This is a genomic window from Sphaerisporangium fuscum, from assembly GCF_018531465.1.
GTDB classification, from domain to species: domain Bacteria; phylum Actinomycetota; class Actinomycetes; order Streptosporangiales; family Streptosporangiaceae; genus Sphaerisporangium; species Sphaerisporangium fuscum.
The window spans coordinates 191,811-214,077 of sequence record NZ_JAHDTF010000016.1; the positions used below are offsets into that span (position 1 = coordinate 191,811).

At 72.7% G+C, this 22,267-nt stretch carries 17 protein-coding genes; 7 read left to right on the plus strand and 10 right to left on the minus strand.

Translation table 11 applies throughout. The features are described from left to right. Positions 1-669: 669 nt before the first annotated feature. Complete coding sequence (locus KIK05_RS21110) at positions 670-1,170, minus strand: beta-class carbonic anhydrase (protein WP_214412488.1); 501 nt, start codon at positions 1,168-1,170, stop codon at positions 670-672. A 138-nt stretch (positions 1,171-1,308) separates the two neighbouring features. Between KIK05_RS21110 and KIK05_RS21115 the strand changes: the two genes are divergently transcribed. After that, positions 1,309-1,749, plus strand: coding sequence for a hypothetical protein (locus tag KIK05_RS21115; RefSeq protein WP_214412489.1), 441 nt, complete (start codon positions 1,309-1,311; stop codon positions 1,747-1,749). A 179-nt stretch (positions 1,750-1,928) separates the two neighbouring features. On the opposite strand, the gene KIK05_RS21120 is transcribed toward KIK05_RS21115, so the two are convergent. Next, positions 1,929-2,492, minus strand: coding sequence for a thioredoxin family protein (locus KIK05_RS21120; RefSeq protein ID WP_214412490.1), 564 nt, complete (start codon positions 2,490-2,492; stop codon positions 1,929-1,931). 212 nt (positions 2,493-2,704) lie between these two features. Between KIK05_RS21120 and KIK05_RS21125 the strand changes: the two genes are divergently transcribed. Then, positions 2,705-3,082, plus strand: coding sequence for a VOC family protein (locus tag KIK05_RS21125; protein WP_214412491.1), 378 nt, complete (start codon positions 2,705-2,707; stop codon positions 3,080-3,082). A gap of 245 nt (positions 3,083-3,327) precedes the next feature. On the opposite strand, the gene KIK05_RS48945 is transcribed toward KIK05_RS21125, so the two are convergent. From KIK05_RS48945 to KIK05_RS21140, 3 genes are all read right to left on the minus strand, one after another. After that, positions 3,328-4,503: a zinc-dependent alcohol dehydrogenase gene (locus tag KIK05_RS48945; RefSeq protein WP_214412492.1), complete on the minus strand. Its 1,176-nt coding sequence runs from the start codon at positions 4,501-4,503 to the stop codon at positions 3,328-3,330. A 9-nt stretch (positions 4,504-4,512) separates the two neighbouring features. Further along, the gene (locus KIK05_RS21135; RefSeq protein WP_214412493.1) at positions 4,513-5,448 is read right to left on the minus strand and encodes an SRPBCC family protein; all 936 of its coding nucleotides are present in this window, start codon (positions 5,446-5,448) and stop codon (positions 4,513-4,515) included. A 241-nt stretch (positions 5,449-5,689) separates the two neighbouring features. Beyond that, positions 5,690-8,215 carry a DNA gyrase/topoisomerase IV subunit A gene (locus KIK05_RS21140; protein WP_214412494.1) on the minus strand — a complete coding sequence of 842 codons (2,526 nt, stop codon included), beginning with the start codon at positions 8,213-8,215 and terminating at the stop codon, positions 5,690-5,692. Positions 8,216-8,405: 190 nt separating this feature from the next. On the opposite strand from KIK05_RS21140, the gene KIK05_RS21145 reads away from it, so the two are divergent. Next, positions 8,406-9,224, plus strand: a complete 819-nt coding sequence (locus KIK05_RS21145; RefSeq protein ID WP_214412495.1) for a TauD/TfdA dioxygenase family protein — start codon at positions 8,406-8,408, stop codon at positions 9,222-9,224. Positions 9,225-9,299: 75 nt separating this feature from the next. After that, positions 9,300-11,399: a RecQ family ATP-dependent DNA helicase gene (locus tag KIK05_RS21150; protein WP_214412496.1), complete on the plus strand. Its 2,100-nt coding sequence runs from the start codon at positions 9,300-9,302 to the stop codon at positions 11,397-11,399. Between the two features lie 107 nt (positions 11,400-11,506). Here the strand turns inward: KIK05_RS21150 and KIK05_RS21155 are convergent, their stop codons facing one another. Further along, the gene (locus tag KIK05_RS21155) at positions 11,507-12,400 is read right to left on the minus strand and encodes a carbohydrate kinase family protein (RefSeq protein ID WP_214412497.1); all 894 of its coding nucleotides are present in this window, start codon (positions 12,398-12,400) and stop codon (positions 11,507-11,509) included. Positions 12,401-12,553: 153 nt separating this feature from the next. On the opposite strand from KIK05_RS21155, the gene KIK05_RS21160 reads away from it, so the two are divergent. The 3 genes from KIK05_RS21160 (at position 12,554) to KIK05_RS21170 (ending at position 16,992) form a co-directional block, all read left to right on the plus strand. After that, positions 12,554-15,241, plus strand: a complete 2,688-nt coding sequence (locus KIK05_RS21160) for a bifunctional acetate--CoA ligase family protein/GNAT family N-acetyltransferase (RefSeq protein WP_214412498.1) — start codon at positions 12,554-12,556, stop codon at positions 15,239-15,241. Between the two features lie 120 nt (positions 15,242-15,361). Then, positions 15,362-15,952 carry a DUF5998 family protein gene (locus tag KIK05_RS21165; RefSeq protein WP_214412499.1) on the plus strand — a complete coding sequence of 197 codons (591 nt, stop codon included), beginning with the start codon at positions 15,362-15,364 and terminating at the stop codon, positions 15,950-15,952. Between the two features lie 224 nt (positions 15,953-16,176). Beyond that, positions 16,177-16,992 (plus strand): sulfurtransferase, encoded by an 816-nt coding sequence (locus tag KIK05_RS21170; protein ID WP_214412500.1) that lies wholly within the window; start codon positions 16,177-16,179, stop codon positions 16,990-16,992. Positions 16,993-17,260: 268 nt separating this feature from the next. Here KIK05_RS21170 and KIK05_RS21175 read toward each other — a convergent pair whose 3' ends face one another. From KIK05_RS21175 to KIK05_RS21190, 4 genes are read right to left on the minus strand one after another with little or no spacing between them, the layout of a single operon-like run. Further along, positions 17,261-20,032, minus strand: coding sequence for a CHAT domain-containing protein (locus KIK05_RS21175; RefSeq protein WP_214412501.1), 2,772 nt, complete (start codon positions 20,030-20,032; stop codon positions 17,261-17,263). 19 nt (positions 20,033-20,051) lie between these two features. Continuing rightward, positions 20,052-20,597, minus strand: coding sequence for a hypothetical protein (locus tag KIK05_RS21180; protein WP_308250037.1), 546 nt, complete (start codon positions 20,595-20,597; stop codon positions 20,052-20,054). Beyond that, positions 20,594-21,127, minus strand: coding sequence for an RNA polymerase sigma factor (locus KIK05_RS21185; RefSeq protein WP_214412545.1), 534 nt, complete (start codon positions 21,125-21,127; stop codon positions 20,594-20,596). Before KIK05_RS21185 ends, KIK05_RS21180 begins: the two co-directional genes overlap by 4 nt. 44 nt (positions 21,128-21,171) lie before the next feature. After that, positions 21,172-22,203, minus strand: a complete 1,032-nt coding sequence (locus KIK05_RS21190) for a S8 family peptidase (protein WP_214412502.1) — start codon at positions 22,201-22,203, stop codon at positions 21,172-21,174. Positions 22,204-22,267 lie beyond the last annotated feature (64 nt).

A 22,267-nucleotide genomic window follows, 5' to 3' on the forward strand; every position in this document is an offset into this window, starting at 1 on the left:
CGGCCCTCTGCTCGGGCCGGCGTGCCGGACTGACGGCCCACAGCCCGGCGCGACACGCTCGGGGCCTGAGCGCGCTCAAGGCCCGGCGTGACGGCTCAGCGTGCAGTGTGCCGCGCGGTGGCCGCGACGACCCGCCGTGACGTACTGACGGCCCGGTGTGACGCGCTCGCGGCCTCGATCCGCCCGCGCGGGGTCACCCGTCCTCGCACGGGTCACCCGCCCTCGCGCGCTCCTGAACGCGCGTCTCGTGCGTCCCTGCGGGCCTTGGCGGCGCCGATGCGCGCGGGGGAGGGGCTTCGCCTCTCCGCGGCGGCGACGGCGCTCAGAACGGCTCGAGAGGCCGCGCAAGGGTGGCGCCGGGCGCGAGCCTGAGGGACGACCCCAAACCGCTCAGCGGCCACCTACGCTTCATGCTGGCCAGGGCCGCGATCCGCCGTGTCCCCGAGCCGCGTCCGGTTCACTGATGGGCGCGGCCGTGATCGGTTGCCGTCCTGAGCGGCGTGAGGGCTGCGTCCGGTTGTCCGGTGGGCAGGGGTTGTGATCGGGCGCGTCCCGGGCCGCGTGACGGTCGTGCCGGTCGGTTTCGCCGCCTCGGCGGGCTCGTCGTTCCCGGATGACGCGGCGTCGGCCGCGGGCTCACCGCGACCGGCGCCTGACGTGGACTGGGGCTCACAGTTCTACGGGCATCAGCTTCCCGGTGTGGACGTCGTAGAGGGCGCCGCCGACGTTCAGGCTCTGCGGCAGGTAGGGGTAGGTGCGGATCCTGATCAGGTCACGCCGCAGCGCGGCGTCCTGGTCGGGCACGGTGTGGAACTCCAGGCTCCGCGTGTCCACCCCGTACTCCTTGCTGATCAACTGGTGGACGTCCTCGTCCGTCGACTTGGCCATCCGGCAGTCGGTGTGCGGCATCACCAGCACGCGGTCCACGCCGAGGAGGTAGACCGCGAGGATCAGGGTCCTCAGGACGTCGTCGGTGACGCGGGCGCCCGCGTTGCGCAGGATCTTGGCGTCGCCGGCCTGAAGACCGAGCAGGTTGAGCGGGTCGATCCGGGAGTCCATGCAGGTCACCACGGCAAGCCCACGGGCCGCGCGTCCGGTCATGCCTGAGTGGCTGAAGGTCTGGGCATAGCGCTCGTTCGCGGCGAGCAGGTCGTCGAAGGCACCGGTCATGTGGTCAATATTCCCGGATGTCGGTTTTCGCAATACGTCAGGGGTGCCTCGGGATGGCGTGAGCAAAGTCACGACGATCAAGCGTTACGCTCGGTGATGATTACTTCGCTGTGAGTGTCAGATCGTGGAGGCTTCGCCGTGGGGATGACCGACTCGCTCGCCGGCTATCTGCGCGCCCGGGCCCGATGGCGGCTCGACCGCGTCCAGAGCAACGACGACGGCTGGAACGCGCGCTGTGCCCTGGCGCTGCTCGACGCCGCCGCCTACGCCGAGACCCTCGGTGACGACGACCCGCTGATCTCCGCGCTGAACGAGGCCGGCTGTTTCGGCCCCTACGGAATCGGCGAATTCGAACCAGGTGAGGCGGCGGCCAGGCTCATCGACTTCTGGCACGAGGGCGAACCGTGGGAGCTTCTGGCCGCCATCCCCGGCGCCCCGGGAGAGGACCGGTCCTCCACTCCGGGCGAAGAGGGCAAATGCCCCTCTCCTGATCTCGAAGACCCCCAGGGCGGCACGATCGTCCCCCCTGGCTCCGAAGCCAGGGGGGACGGGCGTTTCCGGTCCCGCTGGCGCGGGTGACGTCACGGCCGGCGCCGGGACGTCGAAAGGAGGCGTGGCGGTGGGACGCCGGAAGGGGGCGTGGCGCTGGGACGCCGGAAGGGGGCGTGGCGCTGGGACGTCGAGAGGCGTGGCACCCGTCGCCGCTGTGGTCCGGGCGCGCCCTTCGGGGACGTCTGCCGGCGCGGCCCGTCCACGGGTCAGGACGGCCCGTTGCCCGGCTTCCACTTGATGCCGCAGCCCAGGCTGGGGTGCTGCTCTCCAGGGACGGCCTCGCCGGCGAGCACCGCGTCGACGGCCCGCCGCAGCGACGCGCCGGTCACCGGCACCTGATTGGACGGACGGGCGTCGTCGAACTCCCCCCGATAGGCGAGGCGGCGGTCGGCGTCGTACAGGAAGAAGTCGGGCGTACAGGCGGCCTTGTAGGCGCGGGCGACATCCTGTGATTCGTCGACCAGGTACGGAAAGCCGAAACCCGCCCGCGCGGCCTGCTCCGCGAGGTGGGCGGCGTCGTCGTCCGGGTAGTTCTTCACGTCGTTGCTGCAGATGGCGACCGTGGTCAACCGGTCGCGGTAGTCGGCGGCCAGTTCGCCGATGCCCTGCTCGATCCGGCGGACGTACGGACAGTGGTTGGACAGAAAGACGATCAGAGTCGCCGGGGTGGCCTTCAGGTCGGCCAGGGACACGTGACCTCCGTCGATCGACGGCAGGTCGAACTCGGGCGCGGGAGTGCCGAGCGGAACCATGAACGAGGTGACAGCCATGCGGCCATTGTCCGCCACCCCTCCCCGCTACCTCGCGAGTGGCCGTACCCTCGCGTGTTTCACGCGGGCAGGGCCGGATAGGGGATGGGCGCTCGAAGGCGCCGTGCCGGCGGGCGACGTCGGCACCCGATGAACGGCTTCGTCGATCGACGACACCTATGTGCGACCATCGGTGGTGTCGATGTGCGGAACCGTCGGAAAGAGGGAGTGTGATGAGCGCGATCGCGCGGATGCGGGCCATGGTGCTCGACTGCCCGGACCCCAAGGCCCTGGCCGACTTCTACTCGGCGGTCCTCGGGTGGGAGATCGTCTACGAGGAGCCCGACTGGGTGAGCCTCGGCGACGGAGGGGAGTACAGACTGTCGTTCCAGAGAGTGGACGACTACCAGCCGCCGAACTGGCCGAGCTCGGAGCATCCGCAGCAGCTCCACATCGACCTCACGGTGGACGACCGTGCGAAGGCGGAGAAAGAGGTCATGGCCCTCGGCGCCGTCAAGCACCCCCACCAGCCAGGAGAGAAGGAGGACGGCGACTTCACCGTCTTCCTCGACCCGGCAGGCCACCCCTTCTGCCTCTGCGACGCAAACTGACCAGGCAGCGACAAGGAGCACTCCCACCCCATCACCTTCGCGAGCAGCCCGACCATACGCTAGCGGCGAGGGACGATCCCGGCTGATCACTCCTGAGACGCAGCCTGCCCAGGCGCTGCGGGGAGGGACGGCCTCGGTTGATCTTCTCTGAAGGGCAGCCTGATCAGGCGAGGTGAGGAGGGACGGCTTCGGTCAGGATGGGAGCACGCCGGTGGGGGTGTCCGGCGTGCTCGTGGTCGACCTGGTCAGGCCCAGGGTTTCAAGACGATCTTGTTGCACTCGTTCTGCTTGTGCTTGAACATCTCGAAACCGCGCGGGGCGTCCATCAGCGACATCCGGTGGCTGACGACGAAGCTGGGGTCGATGTCCCCGTTGCGGATCCTGTCCAGCAGGGGCCGCATGTACCGCTGCACGTGGCACTGCCCGGTCTTCAAGGTGAGCGACCGGTTCATCAACGAGCCCATCGGGAACTTGTCGACCAGCCCGCCGTAGACACCGATGACCGAGACGATCCCGCCGTTGCGGCAGGCCATGATCGCCTCCCGCAGCGCGTACGGCCGGTCGGTCTCCACCCGGGCCGCCTGCTTCGCCCGGTCGTAGGCGTGCATGGCGGGGATCGGGTAGTGCGCCTCCATGCCCACGGCGTCGATGCACGCGTCCGGGCCACGGCCGGCGGTCATGTCGCGCAGCGCGTCCAGGACCTCCACCTGCTCGTAGTCGATCGTCTCCGCGCCCGTGCGCTCGATGTTCCTCAGCCGGTACGGGAAGCGGTCGATGGCGATGACCCGTTCGGCGCCCAGCATGAAGGCGCTGGCGGCGGCGAACTGGCCGACCGGTCCGGCTCCCCAGATGGCGATGACGTCGCCGGGCTTGATGTCGCACATCTCCGCCCCCATGTACCCGGTGGGGAAGATGTCGGACAGGAACAGCACCTGCTCGTCCGGCAGGTCGTCCTCGACCTTGATCGGTCCGACGTCGGCGAACGGCACCCGGGCGTACTGGGCCTGACCTCCGGCGTAGCCCCCCAGCATGTGGGAGTAGCCGAAGATGCCCGCCGGGGTGTGGCCCATGATCTTCTCGGCCAGGCCGGCGTTCGGGTTGGTGTTCTCGCACACCGAGTACAAGCCGTGTTCGCACGCCGCGCACCGGCCGCAGGCGATCGGGAACGGCACGACGACCCGGTCGCCCACCTGGAGGTTGCGCACCTCCGGGCCCACCTCGACGACCTCTCCCATGAACTCGTGGCCGAGGATGTCGCCCGACTTCATCGTCGGGATGAAGCCGTCGTACAGGTGCAGGTCGGACCCGCAGATCGCCGTGGACGTGACGCGGACGACGGCGTCGTGGGCGTTCAGGATCTGGGGGTCGGGTACCTCGAGGACCTCGACACTGTTGCGGCCCATCCAGCAGTTGGCCTTCACGACCCCTCCTCACCACACCGGCTGGGCGGTACGCATCGGCTGGGCCGGCCGCTGCCTGACCTGCCGCAGCGCCCGAGTGCCTTCCGGGCTGCCCTCGGACCGGATCACTTCGCCGATCTCCATGACCTGCTTGAAACGGCGCAGGTCGTCACGGACCTGCTGCTCGGGGTGCTCGCCCAGGAGCCTGGCCAGGGCGAGGGCGACCTTGCCGCCCGGCGCGTCGTAGGTGATCTCCACCCGTACTTCGGTGCCCCGCCCGCCGGGTGCGTCGGCGAACCGCACGCGGCCGCTGTTGCCGATGGCGGAGCCCCGGGTCGACCGCCAGGCGATCAGCTCACCCGGACGGTCCTCGATGAACTCCGCCTCCCACTGGATGGTCTTGGTCGCGGGCCCCTTGGCCCTCCAGCGCGACAGCCCGTCGCCGATCATCTGCACCGACTCCAGGTGCGCCATGAACCGCGGAAGGTTCTCGAGGTCGCGCCACATGGCGTAGACCTCCTGGCGGGAGCTGTTGACCGTGATGGCCGCGCGCAGGTGCATCGGCCCCTCGGCGCGCCTGGGCTCGTACCGGTAGGCGCGCATCGCCGTGTAGAGGTCGGCGGTCGTGATGCAGGCCACCGCCGCCAGGGCCCCCATCGCCCTGACACGCCTGGTGCCGGTGCGGCGGGACATGGCGACGCCCAGCGCCGTGAGGTCAATGGCGTCGCCGGCGACGCGGGTCCACACCCAGGGCGCCGGCCTGCGGCTGCCCAGCAGGCAGGCGGCGTGGACCAGCTCTCGCACGCCGACCAGGCGCACCATCGTGCGGGCCCAGCGCGAGTCGTCCACCCCGGTGAGCCGGGTCACGAGGTCGGACGCTGCCAGCTGCACGGTGCCCAGCCCTAAACTCATCCAGCCCAGCCCGGCGGCCATGCGGTCGGTCGTTTGGTCACTTGGTCTGCTCATGTGAACCTCGCGTGGCTGGACTCCGATGAGCCGCGTGCACCGGTCACTCTCGCGGCGGTCGATGTCCGGCGCGGGTGCGGCCGGACGGGCGCCAGCGGCGCCCCATGTCGCCCGTACCCGTCATGACCTGGCGAAACACTGATGAGCAGGTATAGGACCAGCCGAAACGCGGGTGCGCGCCCCGCTCATGTGCCGGGGCGCGCACCTGGATCTTGGCGGGCCGTCCTGGCGGCCCCGGGGCTCAGCTCCCCTGCTCGTCCTCGTCGGCGGGGGTGAGGCCGGCCGTGGCCGCCCCGGCGGGCGACGGGGCCGCAAGGCCGCTGCCGAGGGCGCCGCCGACCGCGGCGACGCCCGCGGTCAGCCGTACGCCGGAGCCGTCGCGGCGGCCCAGCTCGGTGGGCAGCTCGACAGGCTTGCCGGTGGAGGACACGGCCTTGACCGGGGCCGGGCCGGCCCAGGCGAGGATGAGCAGGTCTTCGCCCTTGAGGAAGCGCTGCGCGCGGACGCCGCCGGTCGCCCGCCCCTTGGGGGGGAACTCGGCGTAGTCGGACACTTTGCCGCCGCCGGCTTCGGTGCCCGGCAGCGCGGTCGCCGAGCCGGCGATGGTCACCACGCGCGACTCCCGGGTGGGGTCGACGACGCCGAACCAGACGACCTTGGCACCGCTGTCGAGGCGGATGCCCGCCATGCCGCCCGCGGGCCGCCCCTGGGGGCGCACCGACGAGGCCGGGAAGCGCAGGAGCTGGGCGTCGGAGGTGATGAACACCAGGTCGTGGTCTTCGGAGATCAGCTCCACGGCCCCGACCACGCTGTCGCCGGCCTTGAGCCCGATGACCTCGAAGTCGTCGCGGTTCACGGGATACTCGGGCACGACGCGCTTGACCGCGCCCTGGGCGGTGCCGAGCGCGAGCCCGAGCCCGTTCGGATCGAGGGACCCGAGGCCGACGACGAGCTCGCCGGGGTTCAACGAGACGTATTCGCTGACGGGGTGGCCTCCCGACACCGACGGCGGGCTGGCCGACGGCGGCAGGGTCGGCAGGTCGAGGACCGAGACCCGGATCACGCGCCCCGCGGAGGTCACCACGCCGACCTCGCCTCTCACCGTGGAGCGCACGACCGAGACGAGCACGTCGTGCGACGAGCGCTCCTCGCCGCCCCCGAGCGGGGAGGCGTCGGCCGTGCGGGCGAGCAGCCCGGTGGAGGACAGCAGCACCAGGCAGGGGTCGTCGGCGACCTCCAGCGGGATGTCCGCCGCGGCGGCGACCGCGCCGTCCTCCAGCAGCACGGTGCGGCGCGGCGTGCCGTACGTCTTGGCGACCTCGGCGAGCTCGGACGACACCACGCGGCGCAGCCGCTCGTCGGACGACAGGATCGCGGTGAGCTCGGCGATCTCGTCCTGCAGGGTCTGCCGCTCGCGCTCGAGCTCGAGCTTGTCGTACCTGGTCAGGCGGCGCAGCGGGGTGTCGAGGATGTAGTTGGCCTGGATCTCCGACAGGTCGAAGATCTCCATGAGCCGGCCGCGCGCCTCGGCGGTGTCGTCGGAGGAGCGGATGAGCTGGATGACCTCGTCGATGTTGAGGAGGGCGACGAGCAGGCCGTCGACCAGGTGGAGGCGCTCCTCGCGCTTGCGGCGCCGGTAGGCGGACCGGCGGCGTACGACGTCGATGCGGTGGTCGACGTAGACCTGGAGCAGCTCCTTGAGCCCGAGGGTGCGCGGCTGGCCGTCGACCAGCGCGACGTTGTTGATCCCGAAGGTCTCCTCCATCGGGGTCAGGCGGTACAGCTCGGCGAGCACGGCCTCGGGGTGGAAGCCGTTCTTGACCTCGATGACCAGGCGCAGGCCCTTGTGCCGGTCGGTGAGGTCCTTCAGGTCGGAGATGCCCGCGAGCTTCTTGGAGGTCACCAGCTCCTTGATCTTGGTGACGACCCGCTCGGGGCCGACGTTGAACGGCAGCTCGGTGACGACGATGCCCTTGCGGCGCGGGGTGACCTGCTCGATCGTGGCCTTGGCCCGCATGCGGAAGGTGCCGCGGCCGCTCTGGTAGGCGTCGCGGACGCCCGAGAGCCCGATGATCTGGCCGCCGGTGGGCAGGTCGGGCCCGGGGACGAACCGCATGAGCTCCTCGAGCGAGGCGTTCGGGTTCTTGATGAGGTGCCGGGCGGCGGCGACGACCTCGACGAGGTTGTGCGGCGCCATGTTGGTGGCCATGCCGACGGCGATGCCCGAGGCGCCGTTCACCAGCAGGTTGGGGAAGGCGCTCGGCAGGACCGTCGGCTCGGTCTCCTGGCCGTCGTAGTTGGGCTTGAAGTCGACGGTCTCCTCGTCGATCGACTGCACCATGAGCATGGCCGCCGGGGCCAGGCGCGCCTCGGTGTACCGCATGGCGGCGGGCAGGTCGTCGGGGGAGCCGAAGTTGCCGTGGCCGTCGACCAGCGGGAGCCGCATGGAGAACGGCTGCGCCATGCGGACCAGCGCGTCGTAGATGGCCGTGTCGCCGTGCGGGTGGAGCTTGCCCATGACGTCGCCGACGACGCGTGAGGACTTGACGTGCCCCCGGTCGGGCCGCAGGCCCATCTCGCTCATCGAGTAGAGGATGCGGCGCTGGACCGGCTTGAGTCCGTCGCGGGCGTCGGGGAGCGCGCGCTGGTAGATCACCGAGTAGGCGTACTCCAGGTAGCTCGTGCGCATCTCCGTCGACACGTCGACGTCGACGATCCGCTCCTCGAAGTCGTCGTCCAGCGGGGGTGTGGTAGTCCGTCGGGCCATATCGAACATTGTGCCGAAGGTGCGACGTGCTCCGCGACTCGAAGGGTTTTCGTGCCGGCAAGGGGATGGAGTGCCGGGTTTGTGACCTAGTTCACTCTCGCGGCCGCGTCGGGGGGCGACCTATGCTTCAACCAAGCGATTGCTTGTTTTGCTGTGCTCGCACCGGCGAGAAGAGGAAGGGCCGTCGAAGATGATCGAGTTCAAGCCCGTGACCCGGAACATCGGCGCCGAGGTGACCGGAGTCGACCTGCGCAAGCCGCTGTCGGAGGAGGAGGTCCGCACCATCCGGGAGGGCTGGCTGAAGCATCTCGTGCTCTTCTTCCGCGACCAGCACATCACCGACGAGGAGCACATCGAGTTCGCGCTGCGCTTCGGCACCCTCAACATCCCCGCCTTCAACAAGGACCAGAGCAGCCCGATCCACCGCCTCGACCAGACCTCTCCCAAGGGAGAGGGGGGCGACGAATGGCACAGCGACAACACCTTCGAGCCCGAGCCGCCCATGGGATCCCTGCTGCGCTGCCTCCAGCTGCCCTCCGTGGGCGGCGACACCTGCTGGGCCAACGCCTACATGGCCTACGAGACGCTGTCGCCGCCCATCCAGCGGCTCTGCGACGAACTGACGGCGATCCACGACATCACCGGCTCCATGAAGAAGGCCATATCGAAGGGCCACAACTACGATCTGGCCGCCATCCAGGCCAAGTGGCCGCCGTACGAGCGTCCCGTCGTGCGGGTGCACCCGGAGACCGGCCGCAAGGCCCTGTTCGTGAACCGGGCCTCCACCACACGCCTGGTGGGGCTGTCGGACCGCGAGAACGAGGCCCTGCTGCCGTACCTCGTGGACCACATCCGCTCCCCGGAGTTCCAGCTGCGCCTGAACTGGCGGCCCGGCACCCTGGCGTTCTGGGACAACCGCAGCACCCAGCACTACGCCGTGGCCGACTACACCGAGCGCCGCGTCATGCACCGGGTCACCATCGCCGCCTTCGACGAGCACAGAGGCTGAGGGATCGCGGCCTCATTCGGGAGCAGAATCCACTCGATGGACGAAACTGTCGCCCTGACCTGGTAGCAAGGACCCATGGTCGACGAGACGGGCCTGCGGGCCGAGGCCGAGCAGAGGCTGCGAGCGCTGGCGGGCGAGCACGCCCGGCTGCGAGACGATCAGTGGTCGGCGATCAGGGCGCTGGTCGTCGACCGGCGGCGCGCCCTCGTCGTGCAGCGCACCGGCTGGGGCAAGTCGGCGGTCTACTTCATCGCCACCGCGCTCCTGCGAGCCCGCGGCGCCGGGCCGACCGTCATCGTCTCACCCCTGCTCGCCCTGATGCGCAACCAGATCGCCGCGGCCGGGCGCGCCGGCGTCCACGCCGCGACGATCAACTCCGCCAACGTCGACGAGTGGGACCTCATCCACGCCGAGGTCGAGCGCGGCGAGGTCGACGTCCTGCTGGTGAGCCCCGAACGGCTCAACAACCCCGACTTCCGCGACCTGGTCCTGCCCAAGCTCGCGGCGAGCGCCGGGCTGGTCGTCGTCGACGAGGCCCACTGCATCTCCGACTGGGGCCATGACTTCCGTCCCGACTACCGCCGGCTGCGCACCCTGCTGGCCGAGCTGCCGCCGGGAGTCCCGGTGCTGGCCACCACCGCCACCGCCAACGCCCGTGTCACCCGCGACGTCGCCGAGCAGCTCGGCGCCACCGGCACGGGCGAGGGCGCCGGTGACACGCTGGTGCTGCGCGGGCCGCTGGAGCGCGACAGCCTCCACCTGAGCGTCGTTCGCCCGGCCACCGCCGAGCAGCGGCTCGCGTGGCTCGCCGAGACCCTGCGCGAACTGCCGGGTTCGGGCATCGTCTACACCCTCACCGTGGCCGCCACGCAGGAGATCGCCGCCTACCTGCGCGATCAGGGGCACGAGGTGACGGCCTATTCCGGGCAGACCGAGCCGGCCGACCGGCTCGCCGCCGAGCAGGCGCTCCTCGGCAACCGCCTGAAGGCGCTGGTGGCCACCTCCGCCCTCGGCATGGGGTTCGACAAGCCCGACCTCGGGTTCGTCGTGCACGTCGGCGCCCCCGCGTCCCCCGTGGCCTACTACCAGCAGGTCGGACGGGCCGGGCGCGGGGTCGAGCGTGCCGAGGTGATCCTTCTCCCCGGCACCGAAGACCGCGACATCTGGGCCTATTTCGCCTCGCTGGCCTTCCCGCCGGAGCCGGTCGTGCGGGCCACGCTCGACACGCTGGCACACGAGGGCACCATGTCCACGGCCGCGCTGGAGACCCGGGTCGACCTGAGCCGGAGCCGGCTGGAGATGATGTTGAAGGTCCTCGACGTCGACGGCGCGGTCAGGCGTGTCAAGGGCGGCTGGCAGGCCACCGGGCTGCCCTGGGCGTACGACGAGGAGAGGTACGCCCGGGTGGCCGCCGAGCGGGCGGCCGAGCAGCGCGCGATGCTCTCCTACATCACCACCGACGAGTGCCGGGAGCGGTTCCTCAGGCGGCACCTCGACGACGAGGCCGCGCGGCCCTGCGGCCGCTGCGACAACTGCACCGGCGTGCGGCGCTCCCCCGACGTCGCCTCCGGGGCGGTGAAGGCCGCCCGGGAGCGGCTCGACCGCCCGGGGGTGGAGGTCGAGCCCCGGCGGCAGTGGCCGACGGGCCTGAAGGAGCTCGGCCTCTCCGGCCGCATCCGGCCAGAGATCGCCGCCGAGCCGGGACGGGCGCTCGGACGGCTCACCGACATCGGCTGGGGCACCACCCTGCGGCGGCTGCTCGCCGAGGACACGCCCGACGGCCCCGTTCCCGACGAGGTCTTCGACGCGGTCGTCCGGGTGCTGAGCTCATGGCGGTGGGCCGAGCGGCCGGTCTCGGTCGTCACCGTGCCGTCGGCGACGAGGCCGGCGCTGGTCACGAGCCTGGGGGAGCGGCTGGCCGCCATCGGGCGGCTGAGATACCTCGGCTCGCTGACCTACCGCCAGGGGCCTCCGGGACATCAGCACAACAGCGCCCAGCGGGTGCGCGCCCTTCAGGCCACCCTCGCGCCGCCCCTCGCCGACGTGTCCGGCGGGCCGGTCCTGCTGGTCGACGACCGCGTCGACACCGGCTGGACCATGACGATCGGCGCGTCGGTGCTGCGCGGAGCCGGCGCTCCCGCCGTCCTCCCATTGGCGCTCGCCACGACCACCTAGGGCATCAGGTTCTCCCGCCGGCCACCTAGGCCGTCAGCGTTCTCCCGCCGGCGCTCGGCACGACCACCTGAGCCGTCAGCCTCGGCCCGCAACGACCACGTAGGCCGTCAGAGGCGGGGGCGGGCGCCCAGGTTGCAGATGGCCTTGGCGGCCAGGGCGTTGCCGGCGGCGAGGGCGTCGGCAGGCTGCTTGCCCTCGAGCCACGGCTGCAGGAAGCCGGCGGTGAACGCGTCGCCGGCGCCCGTGCCGTCGACGATGCGCTCGATGTGGTCGGCGGGCGCGCGGATCGGCTCGGGGCGGTTGTTGGTGTACCACAGGGAGCCCTCGGCGCCCAGCTTGATCACCACCTGCGGGAACCAGGCCGTGAGCACCTTGGCGGCCGAGGCCGGGTCGTCACGGCCGGTGAGCACCTTGGCCTGGGCCTCGTTGCACAGCAGCAGCTTGGCGCTGCTGGTCCACTCGAGGAACGGCTCGGCCCCGGTGCGCTCCAGAGGCGCGGCCGAGGCGCAGTCGACCGAGATCGACATGCCGGCCCGGCGGGCGAGGTCGATGGCGGCGAGGCCGGCCTCGCGGGAGCCTTCGTTCAGCAGCGTGTACCCGGACATGTGCAGGTGGCCGCCCGTGACGAACAGGTCACGAGGGAGATCCTCGGGCGACAGGGCGGCGTTCGCGCCGGGGTCGGACAGCAGGGTGCGCTCGCCCTTGTGCGTGACGAGCACCACGCAGGTGCCGGTGGGACGCTCGGGATCCATGACGAGGCGGGCGTCGACGCCGTACCCCATGAGCTCCATGTCGCGGTTACGGCCCGTGATGTCGGCGCCGCGACGGCCGACGAAGGCCACCTCCGCGCCCTCGACGGCGAGCCAGGAGGCGATGTTGGCCCCAGAGCCGCCACCATGCATGGTGACGACGGCCGGAGTGTCGCTCGCCCTGGCGAGAGGGTAGCGGGCGCGCGCGACCGCATCGGTCATCAGATCGCCCACCACGACAACCCGCGTCATGATGTCACCACCTTGTTGGCACTACAGGAGGCTGCTGACAGAAAACCTAACAGCTTCAAGCCGGGGCGTGGGGCATAGAGCGGACACCAGTGCACAGTCGATGCACAAGCGTTGCCCAACAATTCCGACATCGGGGCCCTTAGTCTCATCAATGTGGAACCTGATTATCCCGCCCACTGGGAGGCCGACGTCGTCCTGGCCGATGGAGGCACCGCCCATCTGCGGCCCATCCGGCCTGACGACGCCGATCTGCTGAGGGCCTTCTACTCCCGGCTCTCCGATCAGTCCATCTACTTCCGGTTCTTCGGTCCCCGCCCCCGCCTGTCGGACCGCGAGGTCACCTGGTTCACCACCGTCGACTACGTGAACCGGGTGGCGCTGATCGCGACCCTCGGCACCGAGATGGTGGCCGTCGTCCGGTTCGATCGCATGGAGCAGCAGGACAGCGCCGAGGTGGCCTTCCTGGTCGAGGACGCCCACCAGGGCAGGGGAGTGGCCTCGGTGCTCATGGAGCACCTGCGCGCGGCGGCCAGAGAGCGCGGGATCAGGCACTTCGTCGCCGACGTGCTGCCGTCCAACACCCGCATGGTGACGTTCTTCCGCCAGGCCGGCTACACCGCGCAGAGCCAGTTCGAGGACGGGGTCGTGCGCATGACCCTGGACCTCGCCACCACCGAGACCTCCCGCGAGGTCACCATGGCCCGCGAGCACCGCGCCGAGGCGCGGTCCATCGAGCGCCTGCTCACACCGTCCTCCGTGGTCGTGATCGGCGCCGGCCGTGAGGTGGGCGGCGTCGGGCAGACCGTGCTGCGCAACCTCCTCGGCGCCGACTTCAACGGGCCGGTGTACCCCGTCCACCGGCAGGTCAGGGCGGTGGCGGGCGTGCGCGCCTACAAGAGCGTCTCGGCGATCGACGAGGACGTCGACCTCGCCGTGGTCGCCGTCCCGGCCGACGCCGTGCTCGACGTCGTCGAGGAATGCGCGGAGAAGGGCGTGAAGGGCCTGGTCGTGGTCTCCTCGGGGTTCGGCGAGACGGGGCCCGAGGGGCGCGCCCGCCAGGACGAACTGGTGCGCATCGCCCGGGCGTACGGGCTGCGCGTGGTCGGCCCGAACTGCCTCGGCATCGCCAACACCGACCCCCGCGTCCGGCTGAACGCCACCCTGGCCGCCCACCTGCCCGGCAGGGGCCGCGTCGGGTTCTTCAGCCAGTCGGGCGCCCTCGGCACGGCCCTGCTCCAGCGGGTGGCCCAGCGCGGCATGGGCATCTCGACCTTCGTCTCGGCCGGGAACCGCGCCGACGTGTCCGGCAACGACCTCCTGCAGTACTGGGAGGAGGACCCCGCGACCGACGTGATCCTTCTCTACCTCGAATCGCTCGGAAACCCCCGCAAGTTCGCCCGGCTGGCCCGCCGCACGGCCCGCAAGAAGCCCGTCGTGGTGGTCAAGAGCGGCGGCACCACCCAGGGCGTCCCGGTCGGGCACGCCGCGCCGGTGCTCGGGCTGCCGGACGCCGCGCTCACCACGCTCTTCGAGCAGGCCGGGGTGATCCGCGTGGACGACCTCGCGCAGCAGTTCGACGTGGCCCAGCTGCTCGCCTACCAGCCGCTGCCCGCCGGGCCGCGCGTCGGCGTGGTCAGCAACTCCGACGCCCTCGCGCTGCTGGCCGTGGACGCGTGCGTCGCCGCCGGCCTCGAACCCTGCCCTCCCGCCAACCTCGGCGCCGGGGCCGGCGCCCGCGACTACCGCAAGGCACTGGAGGAGCTCCGGTGCGAGGTCGACGCGATCGTCGCGATCTACATGCCGCCCATCCCCGGCGACTGTGCCGAGGTCGCGGCCGAGCTCGTACGGGTCGCGCGCGAGACCGGGAAACCGCTGCTCGCGACGTTCGAGGGACGCATGGGCATGCCGCCGGAGCTGCGCGTCCCCGGAGAGGACGGCGACCCGGGCAAGGGTTCGGTCCCGTCCTATCCGGCGCCGGAGGAGGCCGTGCGGGCGCTCGCCCACGTCGTCCGGTACGCCTTGTGGCGGGAGACGCCGCAGGGGACTCCCCCGGAGCTCGACGGCGTGGACACCGAGGGGGCCAGGGCCGTCGTGGAGGAGATCCTCGCGGCGGGCGGCGGACCCGAGGTCGACCCGGCCGAGCTGCTGGCCCGGTACGGCATCACGGTGTGGCCGGCCGAGGTGGTCGCCTCCCAGGAGGAGGCGGTGGCGGCGGCCGAACGGCTCGGCTGGCCGGTCGTGGTCAGGGCGGCCGACCCGGAGGTCGCCCACCGCGCCGGCACCGTACGGCTCGGCCTGTCCGACGCCGGCGGGGTGCGGCGCGCGTACGACGACCTGTCGGCGCGGCTCGGCCCGGAGGTGACGCTGTCGGTCCAGCGGATGGCCCCCCAGCCCTCGGTGCCGACCGTCGTGCGCGTGATGGACGACCCGGACTTCGGGGCCGTGGTGTCGTTCGGGCTCGGGGAGGTGACCGCCCGGCTCCTCGGTGACGAGGCGTTCCGGCTGGCCCCCCTGACCGCCGAGGACGCGGCGTCGCTGGTGCGGTCGGTGCGCGCGGCGCCCCTGCTGTTCGGCCGGTACGGCTACCCGCCGGTCGCGGTGGACGCCCTCGCGGACCTGCTGGTCAGGGTGGGACGACTGGCCGACGAGCTGCCCGGGGTGGCGCGGCTGGACCTCGATCCGGTGCTGGTGGGGGAGTCGGGGGTGAGCGTGGTGGGCGCCAGGGCCGTGATCCGCGACGCCGTCGGCCCCCGCCCGGACCGCGGCCCGCGACGCCTGCGCCAGACCGGCACGCCCACGCTCGGCGCGGGCCCGCACGCCGGTCCGGAACGGCTCCGCTGAGAGCGGACGTCGGGGCGATTCGTCGGCTTGTGCCCCTCTCTGCCCTGTTCTGTGCGCGAGGACGCCGAGGCGGGCGACTGTGAGGTGAAACACCATGCCGAGACAGGGCAGGATGGACCCATGAGGGAAACCCGAGTCTCGGCCGCTGGTCTGCGCGAGGCCATCGAACGCAGCGGCTACTACCCCGATCTCGTGGCCGACGCGGCCGAGTCCGCGCTGGGCAAGGAGCCGGTGACGGCGTACGTCGTGCACCACGAGGCCACCTTCGACCCCGCGATGGAGGTACGCCGCCACGTCACCGTGGTGATCCTGACTCCCACCCGGCTGCTGGTCTGCCACACCGACGAGCACCCGCCCGCCGACGGCCTGCCCACCTCACACGCCTCGACCACGACCGAGGCCGTGCGGCTCAGCCGCGTCCAGTCCGTGGCCGTCACCCGGGTCGTGCCCGACCCGGCCTCCTACGTGCCCGGCGTGCCCCCGACGGAGGTGACGCTCACGATCGGGTGGGGCGCGATCTCTCACGTCGATCTCGAACCCGCGACCTGCGGAGACGAGAACTGCGAGGCCGACCACGGCTACACCGGCGCCATCACCGCCGACGACCTGTCGCTGCGGGTCAGCGAGGCCGCCGACGGCCCGGAGGCGGTCGGCAACGTCCTGGCCTTCGCCAAGGCCCTCTCCGAGGCCACCGCCCGCGCGGCCGGCTGACCCCGGCTCCGCCGTGCCGGCAGGCGGGGTCCGCGCGGCGTCCCGCCGGTCCCCGCCGGTCCGTGGCACGCTGAGGCCCGACGGCCGCCCGCAGAGCGCAGCGGACGAGAAGCGGGCGGTCGCCGCACGCACAAGACTGGACGTCACCGGACGACGGAACACGGAACACGGAAGGAATCTCCTCCAATGGCTGAAGGCGCAGGGGTGCCGGCCCCGGATTTCCGATGAGCCCGCTGATCGGCCCAGGCGAGCTCGGCGACGCGACCGTGATCGACGTGCGGTGGCGGCTCGTCCCCGGGCCGTCCGGGGAGCGCGGCATCGACTCCTACCAGGAGGGTCACATCCCCGGTGCCGTCTTCTGCGACCTCGATCGCGACCTGGCGGCGCCGCCGGGTTCCGGCGGCCGTCACCCGCTGCCCGAGGCCGAGGCGTTCCAGGAGGCCATGCGGCGGCTCGGCGTGTCCGGCTCGCGCCCGGTGGTGGTGTACGACGAGGCCGACTCCACCGCCGCGGCCCGCGCCTGGTGGACGCTGCGCTACTTCGGCCACCCGGACGTGCGGGTCCTCGACGGCGGCTACCGCAGGTGGGTCCAGGAGGGCCGTCCGGTGACCAAGGACGTGCCGCGGCCCGTTCCCGGCGACTTCACCGCCCGGCCCGGCGGCATGCCGATGCTCGACGCGGAGCAGGCGGGGGCCCTGGCGCAGGACGGCGTGCTGCTCGACGCGCGCGGCGCCGAGCGCTACCGGGGCGAGGTGGAGCCCATCGACCCGGTCGCCGGCCACATCCCTGGAGCCGTCAGCGCCCCCACCATGGAGAACGTCGACCCCTCCGGCCGCTTCCACCCGGCCGAGTTCCTGCGGGAGCGGTTCATCACCCTGGGGGCCGTGCCTGAGGTCTCCGTCGGGGCCTACTGCGGGTCTGGTGTGACCGCCGCCCACGAGGTCCTCGCCCTGGAGGTGGCCGGCGTCCCCGCCGCCCTCTACGTCGGCTCCTGGTCCAACTGGATCACCGACCCCACCCGCCCGACCGCCAAGGGCTGACCGCCCCCTCCCGACGGCCGAGGGCTGACGGCCCCGCCCGCCCGACGGCCGAGGGCACGGCCCCGCCCGCCCGACGCGAAGGCTTGACGGTCTCGCCCTCCCGGCGGCCGAGGCTGACCGCCCCCCTCCCGACGGCCGAAGGTCTGACGGTCCCGCCCTCCCGACGGTCGAAGGCTTGACGGTCCCCGCCCGCCTGACGGCCGAGGCTGACCGCCCCGCCCCTCACCGCCGAGCGGCGGGCGGGGCGAGGGGCCCGGCCCGGGGCCGGTCAGGGCGGTTCGAGTCCCAGCGGGTGCCCGTGGGAGCCGAAGCAGGCGAATCCCGTCACGCCCGTCAGCTCGGCCGCCGTCGCGAGCGCCTCGGCCGGGGTACGCCCGGCGACCAGCAGCGCGTGGAACCGCGTCATCAGCGCCAGGGCCTCCTCGTCGCGTACCGGGACGAGGCCGGCCACCACGCAGGCCGTACCCCGGTCGAGGAAGGCGCCCGCGAGCCCGAGGGGCGCGCCGTCGACCGGGGCGTGCGCCATCCCCGCGTCACACGCCGACAGCACCACCAGCCCCGGCGCCCGCCGGAGCCGGAGCAGGTCGTACGCCATCAGAGGCCCGTCGTCGAGGGCGATGCTGGACAGCAAGGGACTTCGCGCACAGAACGTGCCGTGCGCCGCGACGTGCAGAATGTCCGCCCGCCCCAGCGCCTCCAGCACCACCTCCACCCTCGCCCCGTGTGCGGGTTCTCTGCCGGGTGAGGTTGCTCCCGCACCCTCGGCCGCCTCCGTCATGTCGCCTCGCGGGGTCGTCCCGTAGGACGTGGCGGTGTGTCCCTCGTGGGTGTGGACGACCATGGCCGCTTCGGTCTCGGCGTGGATCAGCCCCGGCCCTGCGACCGCGACGACGATCGGGCGGTGGTGGCTGGGGTGGTCGTTGTCGGGTGTAGGGATGGTCGTGGTGGTTTCGGTCTTGGTGAGGGCTGGTTCCGGGGCTGGGGCGGGGGTGGTGATCGGCCGGTGGTGGGTGGGGGTTTCCTCGCTCGGTGGGTGCTCTGCTTCTCCGGCGCCGGGGCGGCGGGGTGTGGTGCGGTGAAGCCGGCGCCGCTGTACGGAGGGTGACCCGGTGCGAGCGGCGGCCCAGGCGGCCGCGCTGGAGGAGACGCAGAGCGGTCTGCCCCGGAAGGGAGGGAGCACGGGCCAGGGGAGGGTGTGGAGGGCTCCCGTCGGGACTACGACCGCCGGGCGGTCTCCCATGGCGTCCGCGAGCGGGCCGAGGAGCAGCCGGGCCAGGCCCTCCGCCTCCGTCAGCACCCCGCCGAGCCTCCCGGTGTCGCGCAGCCCGGCACGCCGCATGCCGTACCGCAGCCGGATCGTCGCCTCGGCCGCGTCGGTGTAGGAGCCGAGCGGACGCAGCACGCAGCCGTCCGACGTCACCACGACGGCCGAAAGGTGGTCGCCGCTCCTGACCATCTCGATCAGCGCGATGTCTCCCAGAACGGCCCGCAGCCGTCCGGGTGGCATGGTCTCCCCGAGACGACCCCTGGCCACGGCTCGGCAGTGCTCGGCCCACCCCAGGACGTCCTCGGCGTGGCCCTCGCGCAGCGCGAGTGTCAGCCCGTACTCCGCGAGCCGCTCGCCCGCGCGCAGGGCGTGGGCGCGCACGCCCGGGTCGCCCAGCCCTTCGCTGCCCGCCGCCGCCTCGGCGATGCCGAGCCGCAACGCGGCGAACGCCTCTGCCAGGTCCCCCCGGAGGCCGTGCCCCATCGCCGTCGCGTGGTGCCGCACGATCCGGTGCGTACGGCTCGGCGGCTCCCCCGGGGCGGCGACGCCGGGCGGATCCTGGGCGACGGCCTGCTCGCCGATGATCGAACGCAGCTCGTCCTCGGCGACGGCCTGCTCGCCGAGGTCGACCGCCAGTTCGGCGGCGGTGAGCCTGAGGCCCGCCGCGGGCGCCGTCCAGCCCTGGCCCGCCAGCCGTGCCGCCAGCGCGCGTACCTCGCCGAGGAGCTCCCGCCCCGGCCGCTCGGTGGCCAGGCGGGCGCGCAGGGCGACCTCCTCGGCGAGCGGCACCCAGGCGTGCCTGCCCTGGGAGGTCAGCTCCTGCGCCGCCGCCTCGGCGGTCGCCTTCGCCTGGTACGGGTCGCCGACGAGGAGCTCGAGCTGGGCGAGCAGCAGACGGGACTCCGCCACCGCGACCAGGGCGCCCGCCGCGGCCAGCTCGGGAACCGCCTGCCCGAGGAGCACCCGGGCCTCCCCGGGCAGGTACGCGGCGAGCAGCGCCCCCGCGAAGTCGGCCCGCGTCGCCGCCAGCCGCTCCGGGTAGTCCGCCAGCGCCTCCTCCGCGGCCCGGTACCCGGCGAAGGCGGCAGGGATGTCGCCGCGCCGGGTGGCGACGAAGGGGACGTTCGCCTTGGCCAGCGACGCGATGTGGTCGAGGCCCGCCTCCCTGGCGACGGCCACGCAGCGGGACAGGTCGCGCGAGGCGGCGTCGTACCGCTCCAGGTAGGTGTGGGCGATGCCCCGGTTGAGCAGGGCTCCGGCGAGAAAGCGGGGGTCGTCCGCGCCGGTGAGCCGCTCGACCGCACGGTCACAGTGGGCGACCGCCTCGTGGTTCCTGCCCAGCCGGACCAGCGCGACGGCGCGCTGCACCCCGAGCCTCGCGGGGTCGAGTCCGGTGAGGTGCGCCTCGGCGAGGTCGGCGACCCGCAGCCCGCCCACCGGGTCGCCGAGGTCGGCCCGGACGGTGACCAGGGACAGGCGCGCCTGGGCCGCGCGTACGGGATGGTCACGCGCGGCCGTGACGGCGCGCTCCAGGTGGTCGGCGGCCAGCGCCAGATGCCCGAACTCGCGGGCGGCGAGGGCCAGTGCCCGGTGGGCCACCGAGACGGCCTCCAGGCATCCGACGGCCTCGGCCCGGCGCAGCACCGCTCCCGCCCGCTCCCGGGCGAGCAGCGGGTCGGCGCCCGAGAGCGTCACCGCCTCCTCGGCCGCCGAGACCAGCTCGTCCGTGGCGCCTCCCGCCGCCTGCCGCGGCGGCTGCGCGATCTCGGTCATGGGGACGGACGCCGGCTGCTCACCGGCGGACGCAGTGCCAGCGGGTGGCCACCGGGGCGCTCCCCGGTCGGTGGCAGACCACGCTGAGCCAGCCGTGGGGCAGGCCCGTGGTGGCGAACTCCCCGGTCTCGGACGGGAAACGGATCTTGCTGACGTGCGGAGTGCGGATCTCGACGCGGGAGCCCCTCTCCGGGGCGGGATGGACCTGACCGGCCAGGTCGATGTGCGAGTCGCACACGGTGATCTCGACGTCGATGGTCAGCCCGTCGGCGGCGAACCGGAGCAGCCGGGGCTCCTCGCCGGCGGAGCAGCCGTCCGGGAGCACCCGGGAACGGGCCCCGAGCCCGGCGCCGGGGCCGGCCGGAAGGGCGACAGGGCCCGCGGTGACGGCTCCGGGGAGCCGCAGCCCGTAGACGGCTCGCGCGTCGGCGCAGACGCGCGCCGGCGGCGGGTCGGCGCCCGAGGCCATTCTGAGTGCCGCCAGAAGGTATTCGTCCTCCACGGCGGCCCTCAGGCCCGCCGGGCGGCCCCCCCTGGTCGACCGTGGTGCTGAGTCGTCGCTCACCGCTCCTCCTCCACGAGGGAACGCTCCATCAGGGAACGCAGCCGCTTCAGGCAGCGGATGCGGGTCGGTCCGATGCTGCCGACGGGCATGCCGAGGCGCTGTGCCAACTGGGCGTACCCGGCATCCGGAACGGTGACGATCAGCCGCAGGAGGGCCCGGCAGGGGTCGGGGAGGCTGTCGACGGCCTCCCACAGCAGGCGCCCGTGCTCCTCGGTCAGCATGGCCGTCTCGGGGTCGTCGCCGTGCCCGGGGATGTCGGTGGCGAGGTCGCTCAGCGGGCGCCCCGACCTGCGGCGGGCGATGCGCGCCGCCTCGTGGCGGGTCGTGGTGACCAGCCACGCGCCCAGGCGCTCGGGGTCGCGGATGGTGTGCAGGCTCTCGACGAGCCGCAGCCAGGCGCCCTGCACCGCGTCGGCGGCGTCGGCGGCGTCGAGCCCGAAGGCCCGGGCGACGGCCCACATGCGGCTGCCGAAGCGGTCGACCAGGCCTCGCCAGGCCGTCTCGTCGAGCAGATCGAGGTCACAAGGCATCACGATTACTTCACGTCATATAGAAATCACTTGGAGTGAGAACCTTAGCGGGATGCGGGGACGAAGACCCCGAGATCGGGGAATCGCCTGCCATTCGCCAGGCCGAGCACGTGCCGGGCCGCTTCGGAAGACGGCATGTGGCGGGCGGCGTCGGCGATGGCTCCGGCGACCACGGCCGCCGAGAACGACGTGCCGCTCCACAGCGCGTAGCTGTGGAAGCGGTCAAAGTCCACGAAACTACTGGTCAAGGCTTCGCCGCGGGCGCAGGCGTCCACCCAGGGCCCGTACGCGGAGAACCTGGCGCGCCCGCCCTCCGCCGAGTCGAGGGCCGCGACGGCCATCACGCCCGGCAGCGCGGCGGGCCAGAAAGGACGGGAGGAGGCGGTGTTGCCCGCGCAGGCCACGACGACCGTCTCGGGGAACCCCGCCAGCGCCCGCGCCAGCAGGGACGTCGGCCGGTCGTCGTAGGTGAAGCAGCCGAACGGCAGCACCAGCACGTCAAGACGGGTGCCCCGCAGGCTGTCGAGCGCGGCCAGCACGCCGGCCTCGTCGCCGACGCCGTCGCTGTCGAGCACGCGCGCCACCCGCAGCCGTACGCCCGGGGCCCGGCGCAGCAGCAGCCCGGCGATGAACGTGCCGTGCCCGGCCTGGCGGTCGAGGAACCCGTCGCCGTCGGCGTCGAGGACCTCCTGTGGCTGGCCGCGGAACCAGTCGGCGTCCCGGAACCACGGATGCGGCGCCACCCCGGTGTCGAGCAGCCCGACGGTGACCGGCGACGGCTCGCCCGGCTCGTACGGCGGCGCGTCGGCCGGGAGGGGCGCGCCCGTCGGCCCGCCGAAGAACACCGGCTGGCCGGTCACCACGTGGTTGGGGGAGACCTCGTGTCCCGCCTCGGCCAGTGTGGCGGCGATGCCGCACGGGTCGGCGTCCGGGGACAGTCGCAGGATGTGGAAGGCGCCCGCGGGCTCCACCGCCTGCGTCCACCGGGCGGCGGCGTCGGGGGAGCGGGCGAGGAGGACGCCGGGCCGGATCAGGGCTCTCCGCCCCGGGAAATGCTCCACCACCTGCACGTTCATCGGTGGCTCCTTATGGGGGATGTAAACACGGATTGTGTCTTTCCCCATGCGAAGAGTTGCCAAG

Excerpts from the sequence above, each read along its gene's own strand:
- KIK05_RS21145 (WP_214412495.1), top strand. The coding sequence starts at position 8,406 with ATGATCGAGTTCAAGCCCGTGACCCGGAACATCGGCGCCGAGGTGACC.
- KIK05_RS21110 (WP_214412488.1), bottom strand. The coding sequence starts at position 1,170 with ATGACCGGTGCCTTCGACGACCTGCTCGCCGCGAACGAGCGCTATGCC.
- KIK05_RS21185 (WP_214412545.1), bottom strand. The coding sequence starts at position 21,127 with ATGCCTTGTGACCTCGATCTGCTCGACGAGACGGCCTGGCGAGGCCTG.
- KIK05_RS21175 (WP_214412501.1), bottom strand. The coding sequence starts at position 20,032 with ATGACCGAGATCGCGCAGCCGCCGCGGCAGGCGGCGGGAGGCGCCACG.
- KIK05_RS21155 (WP_214412497.1), bottom strand. The coding sequence starts at position 12,400 with ATGACGCGGGTTGTCGTGGTGGGCGATCTGATGACCGATGCGGTCGCG.
- KIK05_RS21170 (WP_214412500.1), top strand. The coding sequence starts at position 16,177 with ATGAGCCCGCTGATCGGCCCAGGCGAGCTCGGCGACGCGACCGTGATC.
- KIK05_RS21135 (WP_214412493.1), bottom strand. The coding sequence starts at position 5,448 with ATGAGCAGACCAAGTGACCAAACGACCGACCGCATGGCCGCCGGGCTG.
- KIK05_RS21120 (WP_214412490.1), bottom strand. The coding sequence starts at position 2,492 with ATGGCTGTCACCTCGTTCATGGTTCCGCTCGGCACTCCCGCGCCCGAG.
- KIK05_RS21140 (WP_214412494.1), bottom strand. The coding sequence starts at position 8,215 with ATGGCCCGACGGACTACCACACCCCCGCTGGACGACGACTTCGAGGAG.
- KIK05_RS21190 (WP_214412502.1), bottom strand. The coding sequence starts at position 22,203 with ATGAACGTGCAGGTGGTGGAGCATTTCCCGGGGCGGAGAGCCCTGATC.
- KIK05_RS21125 (WP_214412491.1), top strand. The coding sequence starts at position 2,705 with ATGAGCGCGATCGCGCGGATGCGGGCCATGGTGCTCGACTGCCCGGAC.
- KIK05_RS21150 (WP_214412496.1), top strand. The coding sequence starts at position 9,300 with ATGGTCGACGAGACGGGCCTGCGGGCCGAGGCCGAGCAGAGGCTGCGA.
- KIK05_RS21165 (WP_214412499.1), top strand. The coding sequence starts at position 15,362 with ATGAGGGAAACCCGAGTCTCGGCCGCTGGTCTGCGCGAGGCCATCGAA.